Raw genomic sequence first — 12,436 nt, 5'->3', positions numbered from 1 at the left:
CGCTTCGCGGAACTCTCGCTTAGGAGGCGGTGGGCCGGCCGTTTCAGGCGGCTTCCCTTGTCGGGGTGGGATGGCGCGGCGATGTCGGGGGTCGCGGCTCTTTCTTCAATTAACTCGCAAAATCTGACTTTTCAGGAAGCCAATCCAGCGATTATATGATTATGAAATCATTTTTTGCGGGTTGTTTGTCGCGGCATGTCCGCACGCGGGTCAGATCACGTTGAGGAGGCGCGCGACGAAGTCGTCGTAGTCGGAGCTGTCGAGAAGGGCGGCCACGTTGGCGCTCTCGCTCAGCGCCTCGAGGAGGCTGTCAAAGAGCAGGCGGAACGAGCGGCGGTCGGTCTCGCTGAGCCCGAGCAGCATCACCATGCGGACCTCCTGGTCGCCCCAGGGCATCGGTTGGTCGTTGACCACGATCGAGAGGAACGACCGGTGCGCCGAGGGCGTCATGGAGTGGGGGATGGCAATCTGGTTGAAGAAGGCCGTCGAGGAGAGCTTCTCTCGCGCGAGAACGTCGTCCGCAAACGACGGCGCGCAGAGGTCAAGGGCGACGCACTCGTCCACCAGCTGGCGAACCATCTCCTCGACGCTGTCCGCGTAGAGGTTGCGGCGGAAGAGCTCGGGGCGCAGGAAGCGGTGGAGCGCGCTCGAGAGCTCGGCGCCGCGCCGCCGGGCGTGGGCCAGGCGCACCTGCTCGTCGATGGCGTCGAGGTCCGCGTCGGACACGAAGGGGTCCACGATGACGACGGCGCCGGACTGGGGCGCCTCCACCGGGACCGGGGAGATCACCACGTCGCAGGCGAGCGACTCCGCGTCAACGGTCAGCGCCGACGCCTCGACGACGATCGAGATGGCGTCTCCGAAGCGCCTCCGGATGCGCTCGAGCGCCTTTGACTGCATGTCGTGGTAGCCCAGGTAGAGGAAGGCGCAGGTCACGCGCAGCGCGTCGGGCGGGCGGATCTCAAAGTAGCCGCCGATGTGAAACGAGAGGAACGCGATCTCGTCCTCGTTGACGGTCAGTCCCGTGCGGCGGGTGACCTCGCTTGCCACGAAGACCGCCATGTCGTAGTAGAGCGGGTACTTCTGCTTGGTCTCGGCCGCCAGCGGGTTGCGCACGAAGCTCCCCGAGCGCGAGCGCTGCAGAAGACCGTGCAGATGGACGGCCAGGCGCACCTGGAACCCCTCGTCAAAGGGCTCGAGCCCGTAGGCCCGCTCGAGCGCCGCCACGGTCTCGCGCGACAGGCTCACCACCTCGGTCTCGATGAACTCGGAGATGTTGTCCTTCTCGACCATCCAGCCGCTCGGCGAGACGCTGTTGGACGCGATGACCAGCGAGAGGTAGTAGACCTCCGCGTCGCGCTCAGCGAGTCGCGCGGCGCCCGCGTCGAGCTCGTCCAGCGCCCGGCAGACCGTCTGCGCCGCGCGCCAGGCCGAGGTCCCGCGCATCTCGCCGGTGTCGACGCCCTCGTCGAGAAGCCCGGCGCCGCCCGAGCGCTCGGTCATGATGATCGCGTGCATGACGATGTTGCTGAGGCCGTAGTCGTTGAAGGTGCGCCTCTGCTCCGTCAGCGCGCGCTCCACGACGCGCGCCACGGCCGTTGAGTCGTAGGGGCGGCTGAGCAGGCTGCCCTGCGCGAACTCGAGGAAGCTCTGGGAGCTCTCCGCTGAGAGCAGGTGCGCCATGAGGTGGCGCTTGTCGAGCTCGGTGCCCACAAGCGAGAGCCGGCCGCGCCGCATGTCGATCGAGAGGCTGAACGGCGCCACCGCCCCCCGTGCCTCGCGCAGGGCGCGGGCGAGCGTGGAGTCAGAGACGTGGAGCTCGTCGGCGAGGTCGTAGGCACCCAGCGGCTCGCGCGCGGCCACGAGGCGACCGATGAGCAGCGTGGAGAGGTCGTCCGTGCCGCCACGGGCGAGGGGGAGGGATGCGGCGCGGGTGAGGCGGTAGCCGCGGGGCGACGACTCGACGATCGGGTCGCCCTCGGGTGCCTGCCTGTTGAGGCGCGCGGCATAGTTACGCACCGTGCGCGTGGTGACGCCGAGCACGCGCGCCACGTCCGCGGCCGGCGTCCACGTGTCAGTTGACAGCGCGCCGATGAGGCGCCGCTCGTTCTCGGTCATCTTGTAGCTCCTACCTCCAGATGTAACCGGATGATACGGGGGCCGCCGAGCGGTTCCAAGTCAACTTCGTTCCTCGCGGCGGAAGCCGCCCTGCCGCCCCCGGCTTTCCGCGGGGCGGAACGAGGCTGACTGGCCGGTGCCCGGGCGCTGTGCGAAAACAGAGCCATCAAAACCCGCGGACGAAGGGCCCTCACCGCGGGGGACACCGGAGCGGCGGCACGTCCGTCGCAAGCGAAAGGAGCGTCCCATGGCTCACAACGTCCTTCTCGTCTGCGGATCTGGCGCGAGCAGCGGCTTCATGGCCGTCAACATCCGCAAGGCGGCCAAGAAGCGCGGCCTCGAGATGAGCGTCACCGCGCGCAGCGAGGCGGAGATCCCCAACTACATCGACGACGTCGACGTGATCATGGTCGGCCCGCACCTCAAGTACCTGGTGGACGAGATCAGCAACAAGTACGGCGACAAGAACGTCACCGTGCTGCTCATGAAGCCGTCGTACTACTCGATGCTCAACGGTGAGGCCGCCCTCGACGACCTTCTCGAGCACCTCGGCGAGAAGTAGGGGGACCCATGAACAAGCTCATTTCGTGGCTCGAGGGCAGCTTTGCCCCCAAGATGAACAAGCTGGTCCAGAACACCTACATCTCCTCGATCAAGAACTCCGTCATGAACGTGCTGCCCCTGATCTTCTTGGGCTCGATCTTCTCGCTCCTGACGATCCCGGAGAACTTCGTTGAGGGCTGGCCCAACTTCTGGACGCCCCAGGGCTGGACGTTCGGCATGGTGTCGCTGTTCGTGGCGTTCCTCGTCCCGTTCAACGTGCTCGAGGCCAAGGGCCTGCACAAGTCCCGCATCAACGGCGGCATCGCGGGCGTCATCCTGTTCCTCATGTCCCTTAACACGCAGTTCGTGGCCGACCAGACGGCCGCGCTCGGCACGGACGCCATCACCTTTGCGCGCATCTCCGGCATCGGCGGCATGGGCGCGGGCGGCATGTTCGTGGCGATCGTCATGGGCGTGGTCGCCGCGCTGGTGATGAGCGCCTTCGGCAAGTTCTCGTTCTTCTCCGAGGACTCCGTGATGCCCGACTTCGTGAAGGCGTGGTTTGACTCCATGCTGCCGATCGGCATCATCGTGGTCGTTGCCTGGCTGCTCACCGACTCCGCCTTCCTCGGCCTCAACCTCTACCAGATGATCGTCGACCTGTTCATGCCGCTGCAGAACATCGCCAACACGCCGTTCGGCTTCGTCTTCATCCTGTTCCTCTTCTGCTTCCTGTACTCGATGGGCATCTCCTCGTGGGTGCTCACCCCGGTCATCACCCCGATCTTCCTCGCCAACGCCGAGGCCAACATCGCCCTCGTCCAGGCCGGCGAGGCCAGCGCCGCGACGCTCGCGCCGCTCACCGACGCCTTCGTCTACTCCGGCTACCTGTGGATCGGCGGCATCGGCTGCACGATGTCCCTCGTGCTCATGATGGCCTTCATGTGCAAGTCCGGGCAGCTCAGGGGCCTCGGTCGCGCGTGCATCGTTCCCTCTGTGTTCAACATCAACGAGCCCGTGGTCTTTGGCGTGGTGGCGTGGAACCCCATCATGATGCTGCCGATGTGGCTCAACGGCATCGTCCTGCCGCTCGTGAGCTTCATCCTCACCAAGATCATCCCGCTGGCTCCCATCCCCGACATGCTCTTCAACATGTGGTACTGCCCGTTCCCCATCGCGACGTGGCTCACCACCGGCTCGGTCATGGGCATCGTCCTCATGCTCGTCATCTTTGCCCTGTCCTTTGTCATCTGGATGCCGTTCTTGCGCGTCTATGACAAGCAGCTCGTCGAGCAGGAGGCGCAGCTCGCCGCCGAGGACGAGGACTAGCGGCCTCCACACCCGGGTCCCGGCCGCCGCGCGCGGCCGGGCCCTCCCATCCCTCCAAGAGAAAGGCATCAGCCATGACTGACTCCACCGAGACCACCTTTGACGACGAGGAGCTGGACAAGGTCTCCCAAGACGCAATGCAGATCATCATGTTCGCCGGCGACGCCCGCGTTGAGGTGAAGCGCGCCTACGAGCTCGTGGCCGCCGGAGACATCGAGGGCGCCCGCGCAGCCGTCGCCACCGCCGACGAGAAGATCGTGGCTGCGCACCACATCCAGACCGAGGACATCCAGGCCACCATCCGCGGCGAGAAGCAGGAGTACAGCCTGCTGTTCGCCCACGCCCAGGACACCCTGATGACCATCTACAGCGAGATCATCGTGGCCAAGCAGCTCCTTGGCGTGTTCGAGTCCTACGAGCGCCGCCTGAGCGCCCTCGAGCAGGGCAAGTAGCGCGGCAGCGAGCAGAAAGGAAGGCGACATGAGCAAGAGGCCCGTGGTTCCGAGCGGCTTTCCCGAGGGCTTCCTCTGGGGCGGCGCCGTCGCGGCCAACCAGTGCGAGGGTGCCTGGGACGAGGGCGGCAAGGGCGTCTGCCTCGCCGACATCAACGAGTTCGTCAACGACGTCCCCGTGGACCAGAAGTACAACGGCGAGGAGACCACCGAGCACGTGCGGGCGCTGCTCTCCTCGACCGACAGGATCTTCCCCAAGCGCCACGGCATCGACTTCTACCACACCTACAAGCAGGACCTCGCCCTTCTCGCCGAGCTGGGGCTGAAGACGTTCCGTACCTCGATCAACTGGGCGCGCATCTTCCCCAACGGCGACGACGCCGAGCCCAACGAGGAGGGGCTGGCCTTCTACGACGCTCTCATCGACGAGATCCGCGCCAACGGCATGGAGCCGATGATCACCTGCCTGCACTACGAGATGCCCATCGCGCTGACGCTCAAGTACAGCGGCTGGTACTCGCGCGAGCTCATCGACCTGTTTGAGCGCTACTGCAAGGTCATCCTGGACCGCTACCACGACCGCGTGAAGCTGTGGATCCCCATCAACCAGATCAACCTGGTGTCGGTGGAGTCCTACAACGCGCTCGGCATCTGCGCAGACAAGGTGGACAACCTGCTCGAGGCCAAGTACCAGGCGCTGCACAACCAGATGGTGGCCTGCGCGCGCGTGTGCCGCTACGCGCACGAGACCTACCCCGACCTCCAGATGGGCATGATGCTGTGCGGCGGCCCGGCCTACCCCGGCAGCTCCAAGCCCGAGGACGTGCTCGCGTGCATGCGCCACAACCAGACCGACTACTTCTTCGGCGACGTCATGCTGCGCGGCTCCTATCCCGGCTACATGCTGCGCTTCTTCGAGGACAACGGCATCGACGTGCGCTTCGGCGAGCGCGACGTGGAGGATCTGCGCTCCGGCACCGCCGACTTCATGTCCTTCTCGTACTACTACACGAGCGTGTGCGACGCCGAGACCTACGCCAACGGCAACTCCGACCGCTCCAACGAGCTGCTGCCGGCCAACCCCTGGGGCTGGAGCATCGACCCGCTGGGCCTGCGCTTCACGCTCAACGAGTTCTACGACCGCTGGGGCAAGCCGATCTACATCACCGAGAACGGCATCGGTGCCTATGACAGGCTCGAGGACGACGGCTCCGTGCACGACCCGTATCGCGTGGACTACTTCCGCGCGCACGTCGAGCAGATGCGCGAGGCGGTGCGCGACGGCGTTGACCTGCGCGGCTACTACGCGTGGGGGCCGATTGACATCGTGAGCTGCTCGTCGAGCGAGATGAGCAAGCGCTACGGCTTCATCTACGTGGACCTCGACGACTACGGCAAGGGGTCGGGCAGGCGCTACAAGAAGGACAGCTTTGCCTGGTACCAGCACGTCATCGAGACCAACGGCGCCGAGCTCTAGCATCTGGCGCGGAGAGGGGCGCGGGCCGTCCGGTTGCGTGCCGGGCGGCCCGTTTTGCGTGTCATGGTCGCGGGCTTGCGGCGATAACCGGCAAAATCTGACTTTTCAGGAACCCAATCGTTGGAATATATGAATATGAAATCATTTTTTGCTGGTTAATTTCCACACGGTCGCCAAAACCGGAGCGGCTTGGGGCCCGGCGGCGAGAAGGACCGTCGGAGAGGGGCGCAGCGACGAGAGGGGCGCGGCGCGACGCGTGCCGCGCCGCGGCGGGCCGGTCGGCCGCTCGCGGTATACTGGGGCGCTGTAAAACGACCTGGCCGAGAGGGGACGCACGATGGCACAGAGGGTTCAGGGCACCGAGGACCTGTACGGCGGCTACATGCGCGCGTGGCAGCGCATGCAGGACGTGGCGCGCGAGCTGTTTGGCGCGTACGGCTTCGACATGATCGAGACGCCGGCCATCGAGCAGGTGGACACCTTCGTCCACGGCATCGGCGAGTCCACCGACGTGGTGCGCAAGGAGATGTTCCGCGTGTTCTCGGGCGCGCTTTTGCCCGACGTGCTGGGGCGCGGCAGCGAGAGTCACCTCAAGCCGCGCCAGCGCATGGCCCTGCGCCCGGAGGGCACGGCCGGCGTGGTGCGCTCGGTGGTGGAGAACAACCTCGTGCCGCAGGGTGCGGCCCCGGCCAAGCTCTGGTACGCGGAGGCGATGTTCCGCGGCGAGCGCCCGCAGAAGGGCCGCCTGCGCCAGTTCCACCAGGTGGGCGTCGAGTGGCTCGGCGCGAGCGACCCCGCCGCGGACGCCGAGTGCATCATCATGCTCATGGCGTACTTCGAGCGCCTGGGCTTCTCGCCTGAGTCCCTGCGCCTGACCATCAACTCGATGGGCGACGCCGCGTGCCGCCCTGCCTACCGCGAGAAGGTCCGCGCGTTCATCCTCGACCACGCCGACGAGATGTGCGACGACTGCCTCGAGCGCGCGCAGATCAACCCCCTGCGCGCCTTTGACTGCAAGAACGACCACTGCCGCGAGGTCATGGCCGCCGCGCCGCTCGCGCCGGACAACCTCTGCGACGAGTGCGCCGCGCACTACGCCGCCGTCAAGCGCTACCTCGACGCGGCAGGCGTGGCCTACGAGGAGGACCCCACGCTGGTGCGCGGCCTGGACTACTACACGCGCACGGTCTTCGAGGTGGAGGTCGCCGGCGCGGGCGTGGGCGCCATCGGCGGCGGCGGCCGCTACGATGGGCTCGTGGAGCTCGAGGGCGGCAAGCCCACGCCGGGCCTCGGCTTCGCGGTGGGCTTCGAGCGCATCGCGCTGGCGCTGGCCGCCCAGGGCGTTGAGCTGGGCGGCGAGAAGCCCGGCTGCGTGTACGTGGCGTGCACCGGCGGCGAGGCCGAGCGCGCCGCGGCCTTCCGCGCGTGCCTGGCGCTGCGCGGCGCGGGCGTGCGCACCGAGGCCGACTACCAGGGCCGCTCGCTCAAGTCCCAGTTCAAGCAGGCCGACAAGCTCGGCGCGTCGCTCTGCGTGGTCATCGGCGGCGACGAGGTGGCGGCCGGCGCGGCCACGCTGCGCGACATGGCCTCGCACGAGCAGGTCCAGGTGCCGATGGAGGGCCTCGCCGACGCGGTGGCGGCGCGCCTGGGGTAGGGACGGTGCGCGCCGGCTCTTCTCATGCCCCCGGGCTTCTCTCCATGCTGCGTCACTCCGCCGCCTGCCCAACAACCCGCAAAAAATGATTTCATAATCATATAATCCCACGATTGGGTTCCTGAAAAGTCAGATTTTGCTTGTTGTTTGAGGACGGGTGGCGCGTTTGGGACAGCCGGCAAGAAGGACCTTGCGGCGAGAAGGACCGGTGCCCGCCCCGCGCGCTCACTGGTACCGCAGCGCCTCGACGGGGTCCATCCGCGCCGCGCGCCGCGCCGGGTACCAGCCGAAGACCACGCCGATCCCGACGCTGATGCCGCAGGCGAGCGCCACCGCGCCCGGCGATATCACGGGCACGAGCTCGCCGCCGTTCGAGCTGAGCATCCCGCCAGCCAGGCCCGCGAGCGCCCACGCGCCGCCGTAGCCCGCCAGGATCCCGAGCGCCCCGCCCACGAGGCAGATGGTCACGCTCTCGAGCAGGAACTGCCGTGTGACGTCCGCGCGCCGGGCGCCGAGGGCCTTGCGCAGGCCGATCTCGCGGATGCGCTCGGTCACGTTGGTGAGCATCATGTTCATGATGCCGATGCCGCCCACCAGAAGCGAGACGCCCGCCACGGCCAGCGCCAGCAGGCGGAAGGTGGCCATCGTGGAATCCAGCTGATCGATGACCTCCTGCGCGGTGGACACGTAGACGTAGCCAGTCATGGAGTCGCCGCCGCTCTCCGGGTCCTCCTCGGGGATGTTGAACCTCGCACGCAGGTAGGCGTCGGTCTCGGCGACCACGGCGTACATGTCGAGTCCCTCGTGCGCAAAGCCCACGATGTTCTGCGAGAGGGTGCCCTGCTGGCCGATGATGCGGGTCGTAGCCGTTGCGGCCGGCATGTAGATGATCGGGTAGTCCTGGTAGTTGGCGGTGTTGGGCACCGCGCCCACCACGGTGTAGCTGTCCGAGCCGATGCGCAGGCTCTGACCCGTGACCTCGGCGTCCGGGGCGCCGAAGAGGTCGTTCACCGCACTGCCGCCCAGGACCACCACCATCGCGCCGTCGGCATCCTCGTCGGCCGTGAACAGCCGGCCCTGGCTGGTCTCGAGTCCCATCGCGGTGAAGTACTCCGGCCTGCAGGCGATGACGCTCGGGTACTCGCGCTCCGCGGTGGGGGAGGCCACGCTCGCGGGGTTGGCGTAGGAGTAGCTGGTGACGAACTCGTAGTCCGCGGAGAGGTCGGAGGCCATCTCCTCGATGTCACCCTCGTCGAGCGGCTGGTTGCCGGGCGCCCAGCACACGATGTTGACCATCCGCGCCGCGTTGAGGCCGAGCTGGCCCACGAGCTGCTGGCGCATGCCGTCGATGAGCGCGGTCATGGCGATGACCGCCGCGATGCCGATGACGATGCCCAGGATCGTGAGCAGGCTGCGCGCCCGGTTGGCGAGCAGCGCGGTGAGGGTCTCGTAGCCGAGGTCGCGCGCTCTCATAGGCAGGGCACCCCCAGCAGCCGGGCCCGCCACGCGGCGGGCGAGAGGGACGTGGGGCCGTCACCGTCGCGCGAGCGCGCGTCCTTCTCGCCGCCAGCCGTGTCGGCCTCGCGCTCGGCGAGGCGTGCGAGGTAGCGACGCTCCTGCTCGTCCGTGAGGAGCCGGCCGTCGCGGATGTGCACGGTGCGGTCGGCCCAGGCGGCCACGGACGGGTCGTGCGTGATGAGGACGATGGTCTTGCCGCGGCGCTGCATGCGGCGGAAGGTGCGCATGACCATCTCGCCGGTGGCGGTGTCGAGGTTGCCGGTGGGCTCGTCGGCCAGCACGATGGCCGGGTCGTTGACCAGGGCGCGCGCGATGGCCACGCGCTGCATCTGGCCGCCGGAGAGCTCGTTGGATCGGTGGAGGTAGTGCTCCTCGGGCAGGCCCACCGCGCGCAGCGCCCGCCAGGCCGCCAGCTCGCGCTCGCGCGGCGGGGCGTCCGTGTAGACGAGCGGCAGCATCACGTTTCTCAGCACCGTGGCGCGCGGCAGCAGGTTGAACGACTGGAAGACAAAGCCGAGGCGGCTGGAGCGCAGGTAGGCGAGGTCGTCGTCGGAGAGCCCGCCCACGTCCAGGCCCTCCAGCCGGTACGTCCCGGCGTCGGCGCGGTCCAGGCAGCCGAGGATGCTCATGAGCGTGGACTTGCCCGAGCCCGAGGGGCCCATGATGGCGAGAAACTCGCCGCGCCGCACCGTGAGCGAGACGCCGCGCAGCGCCGTGGTGTGGCCGGCCGCGGTCTCGTAGATGCGCCAGGCGTCGTGGATGTCGATGGCGGGCGTCATGGTCAGGCCGCCGGGGCGTCGGTGGTCGAGGCGTCGCCGGCGGGGGCGTCGTCCGCGCTCACGGCGTCGGGGTTGGCGGGGCCGGCGTCGGGGTCTGCCGCGCCGGCGACGTCGCCCGCCGCCGGGCCCGCGCCCACGGTCGAGGGATCGACGGAGTAGGCGTCCACCACCACGAGGTCGCCCTCGGCCACGCCGCCCTCCACCACCGCCTCCGAGGCGCTCTGCGCGCCCACGGTGACGGCGCGGCGCTCCACGGCCTGCGTCTCGGGGTCGGTCATCACGTAGAGGTAGTAGCTCGCGCCGTCGTCGGTCATGAGGGCCGAGGTCGGCACCGTGAGGGCGTCGGGGACGTCCTGCAGCAGGATCTCCACGCTCGCCGTCATGCCCGGCTTGAGCTCGGGGACCGGCTCGGGGACGAGCACCTCCACGTCGTAGGTGACCACGCCGTAGGAGTAGCCGTACTCGTCCGCGGACGCCACGGTCGAGATGCGCGTGACCGTCCCGTCGAGAAGGACCCCGGGCAGCGCCGAGAAGCTCACGCGCGCGGCCTGGCCCACGGCGACGCGGGAGATGTCCACCTCGTTGACCTGCACGGAGACCCGCATCTGAGAGAGGTCGGCGATCTGGACGAGCGGGCCGGCGGTCCCCGGGGCGGAGCCGGAGCCGCTCGTGCCCGCGGTCCCGCCCGCGCCCACCGCGGCGCCCGTCACGGCGTTCAGCACCACGACCGACCCGGAGGCCGGCGCCGTCACGGTGCGCCCGGCGGCCCGCGCGACGGCCTGGTCGTAGGCGTCCTGCGCGATCTCCTGCTGGAGGCGCGCGGACTCGAGCGGCACGAGCAGCGACGCGGCCGCGTCCCTGCTCTCGGCGTAGTAGACGTCGTTGTAGGCCCGCTGCGCCTGGTCCGTCTCGGCGCGGCGCTGGCGCAGGTCGAGCTCGGCTTGGCGGACCTCGCGGTCGAGGTCGTCGTTGCGGATGGTGAGCAGCGTCTGGCCCTCGCTGACCACGTCGTCCAGACCCACGTCCACGGACGCGATGATGCCGTCCACCTCGGGCGTCACCACCACGGAGGTGAGCGGCTGGGCGGTGCCGGTGGCCTGCACCGACTCGACGAACTCACCGCGGGTGACCGGCGTCGTCTGGAGTGCGTCGTCGCTGGCGGGCGCGGCGGACAGCGCGCCCGCGACACCCCAGGCCACGAGTGCGATGACGACCACGCCCGCGGCCACGCCTGCGCCGATGACCCGCTTGCGGCGGCGCGCCCGGCGGTGGCGCTCGAGGGACTCGAGCGCGAGCCGCTCCTCGACGTCGTCGAGGTCGTCGTCGGGGTCGAGGCCACCGTCGCCGGGCACGGGCGCGCGCTCGGGGCACGATGCGCCGCGGTCCTTCTCGCCATTCGCGGAGGGCGCCTCGTCGGCCGGCGTGGGCACCCGTTCGAGGTCTTCTCGCGTCATGGCTCCTCCTTGGTCGGGGACCGACGGCTGAAGCGAAGCTGAGATGACACGAGCGTAGCCAAAGCGCCGCGGCGGCGCGTGCCGGCACCCGGCGTCTGAGGGGCAAAAGCGCCGGTGGGCGGCGCAGCTTACAAAATTGTAACGGAGCCGCGCGGCCGTCCGCCCGCGCCGCTCAGATGCGCGAGCAGATGAGCTGGTTGATCGAGACGCTCCAGGATCGGAGAGGGCTCGTGTCAAATGGCGGCGTATATGATGTTGGATGTCGGGCCGCGCTGAATTCGAGCGGCACCCGATGGGGCGCGGACGGCGGGGGGAGGGACGCATGGGAGAGCTCGCGGTGGTCTATGAGGACGAGGTCCTGCTCGCGTGCGACAAGCCGGCGGGTATCATCGTGCACGGCGACGGTACGGGCACGCGCACGCTCACCGACCTCGTGGCCGACCACCTGGCCTCCCGCGGCCGCGCCGGCGTCCGGCCGCAGGCGGTGCAGCGCCTGGACCGCGAGACCACCGGCCTCACGCTCTTCTCGCTGGACCGCGCCACGCAGCCGGCGCTCGACGCGCAGGTGGCGGGCCACGCCATGCACAAGACCTACCTCGCGGTGGTGTCGGGCCGCGTGGGATGGGCCGAGAAGGTCGTGCGCGCGCACGTCGGCCGCGACCGCCACGACGCCCGACGGATGCGCGCCTGCCGCCCGGGCCAGGGCAAGCCGGCCGAGACCCGCCTGCGACGCGTGGCCTCGGCGGGCGGGCGCACGCTGCTTCTGGCCGAGCTCGTGACCGGCCGGCGCCACCAGATCCGCGTGCACCTGGCCTCGCTCGGGCTGCCCATCGTGGGCGACGCGCTCTACGGCGGTGCGCGCTGTCCGGCGGGCCTCATGCTGCACGCGTGGCGCGAGGAGCTCGACCATCCCGTGACCGGCGAGCGCCTGCGCCTTGAGACCGCATGGCCCGCGCGCCTGTGGCCCGATCCGCCCGCGGCCCTTCTCGGCAGCTGAGCCGCCCCTGGCCCTGCGCGCTTCTCGGTTACGATGCTCCTATATCTGTCAAGTCACTCCCTGGCGACCTCCGGGGGCATCCCGTCGGCGACCCACGCGGCGTAGCGCGCCGCCA

Annotated in this window: 10 protein-coding genes; 6 read left to right on the top strand and 4 right to left on the bottom strand. The window is 69.0% G+C overall.

Features of this window, described 5'->3' with window-relative positions; genetic code table 11:
* Nucleotides 1-210 precede the first annotated feature (210 nt).
* Nucleotides 211-2,118: a BglG family transcription antiterminator gene (locus ACWTSU_RS04505; RefSeq protein WP_455138683.1), complete on the bottom strand. Its 1,908-nt coding sequence runs from the start codon at nt 2,116-2,118 to the stop codon at nt 211-213.
* 247 nt (nt 2,119-2,365) lie between these two features.
* Between ACWTSU_RS04505 and ACWTSU_RS04500 the strand changes: the two genes are divergently transcribed.
* The 5 genes from ACWTSU_RS04500 to hisS all read left to right on the top strand — a co-directional run bounded on the left by ACWTSU_RS04500 (nt 2,366) and on the right by hisS (nt 7,573).
* A complete protein-coding gene (locus ACWTSU_RS04500) occupies nt 2,366-2,680 on the top strand; it encodes a PTS sugar transporter subunit IIB (RefSeq protein ID WP_455138682.1) in 315 nt (104 codons plus the stop codon).
* Between the two features lie 8 nt (nt 2,681-2,688).
* Nucleotides 2,689-3,990, top strand: a complete 1,302-nt coding sequence (locus ACWTSU_RS04495; protein WP_455138681.1) for a PTS sugar transporter subunit IIC — start codon at nt 2,689-2,691, stop codon at nt 3,988-3,990.
* Between the two features lie 74 nt (nt 3,991-4,064).
* Entirely contained in the window at nt 4,065-4,442 is a 378-nt protein-coding gene (locus ACWTSU_RS04490; RefSeq protein WP_455138680.1) for a PTS lactose/cellobiose transporter subunit IIA, read from the top strand.
* 28 nt (nt 4,443-4,470) lie between these two features.
* Nucleotides 4,471-5,919, top strand: coding sequence for a glycoside hydrolase family 1 protein (locus ACWTSU_RS04485; RefSeq protein ID WP_455138679.1), 1,449 nt, complete (start codon nt 4,471-4,473; stop codon nt 5,917-5,919).
* Nucleotides 5,920-6,256: 337 nt separating this feature from the next.
* Nucleotides 6,257-7,573, top strand: coding sequence for a histidine--tRNA ligase (gene hisS / locus ACWTSU_RS04480; RefSeq protein ID WP_455138678.1), 1,317 nt, complete (start codon nt 6,257-6,259; stop codon nt 7,571-7,573).
* A 225-nt stretch (nt 7,574-7,798) separates the two neighbouring features.
* Here the strand turns inward: hisS and ACWTSU_RS04475 are convergent, their stop codons facing one another.
* The 3 genes from ACWTSU_RS04475 to ACWTSU_RS04465 are packed head-to-tail and all read right to left on the bottom strand — an operon-like array spanning nt 7,799 to nt 11,324.
* The gene (locus ACWTSU_RS04475) at nt 7,799-9,046 is read right to left on the bottom strand and encodes an ABC transporter permease (RefSeq protein WP_455138677.1); all 1,248 of its coding nucleotides are present in this window, start codon (nt 9,044-9,046) and stop codon (nt 7,799-7,801) included.
* A complete protein-coding gene (locus tag ACWTSU_RS04470) occupies nt 9,043-9,870 on the bottom strand; it encodes an ABC transporter ATP-binding protein (RefSeq protein ID WP_455138676.1) in 828 nt (275 codons plus the stop codon). The genes ACWTSU_RS04475 and ACWTSU_RS04470 overlap by 4 nt, the downstream gene beginning before the upstream one ends.
* A 2-nt stretch (nt 9,871-9,872) precedes the next feature.
* Nucleotides 9,873-11,324 (bottom strand): efflux RND transporter periplasmic adaptor subunit, encoded by a 1,452-nt coding sequence (locus ACWTSU_RS04465; RefSeq protein ID WP_455138675.1) that lies wholly within the window; start codon nt 11,322-11,324, stop codon nt 9,873-9,875.
* Nucleotides 11,325-11,646: 322 nt separating this feature from the next.
* Here ACWTSU_RS04465 and ACWTSU_RS04460 point away from each other — a divergent pair, with 322 nt between their 5' ends.
* Nucleotides 11,647-12,321 (top strand): RluA family pseudouridine synthase, encoded by a 675-nt coding sequence (locus tag ACWTSU_RS04460; RefSeq protein ID WP_455138674.1) that lies wholly within the window; start codon nt 11,647-11,649, stop codon nt 12,319-12,321.
* Nucleotides 12,322-12,436: the final 115 nt, after the last annotated feature.

This window comes from Thermophilibacter sp. (assembly GCF_966187215.1).
Note: the sequence above shows the minus strand (reverse complement) of the source record. Positions and strands in the feature narration are given on the sequence as shown.

Excerpts from the sequence above, each read along its gene's own strand:
- ACWTSU_RS04505 (WP_455138683.1), bottom strand. The coding sequence starts at position 2,118 with ATGACCGAGAACGAGCGGCGCCTCATCGGCGCGCTGTCAACTGACACG.
- ACWTSU_RS04500 (WP_455138682.1), top strand. The coding sequence starts at position 2,366 with ATGGCTCACAACGTCCTTCTCGTCTGCGGATCTGGCGCGAGCAGCGGC.
- ACWTSU_RS04495 (WP_455138681.1), top strand. The coding sequence starts at position 2,689 with ATGAACAAGCTCATTTCGTGGCTCGAGGGCAGCTTTGCCCCCAAGATG.
- ACWTSU_RS04490 (WP_455138680.1), top strand. The coding sequence starts at position 4,065 with ATGACTGACTCCACCGAGACCACCTTTGACGACGAGGAGCTGGACAAG.
- ACWTSU_RS04485 (WP_455138679.1), top strand. The coding sequence starts at position 4,471 with ATGAGCAAGAGGCCCGTGGTTCCGAGCGGCTTTCCCGAGGGCTTCCTC.
- hisS (WP_455138678.1), top strand. The coding sequence starts at position 6,257 with ATGGCACAGAGGGTTCAGGGCACCGAGGACCTGTACGGCGGCTACATG.
- ACWTSU_RS04475 (WP_455138677.1), bottom strand. The coding sequence starts at position 9,046 with ATGAGAGCGCGCGACCTCGGCTACGAGACCCTCACCGCGCTGCTCGCC.
- ACWTSU_RS04470 (WP_455138676.1), bottom strand. The coding sequence starts at position 9,870 with ATGACGCCCGCCATCGACATCCACGACGCCTGGCGCATCTACGAGACC.
- ACWTSU_RS04465 (WP_455138675.1), bottom strand. The coding sequence starts at position 11,324 with ATGACGCGAGAAGACCTCGAACGGGTGCCCACGCCGGCCGACGAGGCG.
- ACWTSU_RS04460 (WP_455138674.1), top strand. The coding sequence starts at position 11,647 with ATGGGAGAGCTCGCGGTGGTCTATGAGGACGAGGTCCTGCTCGCGTGC.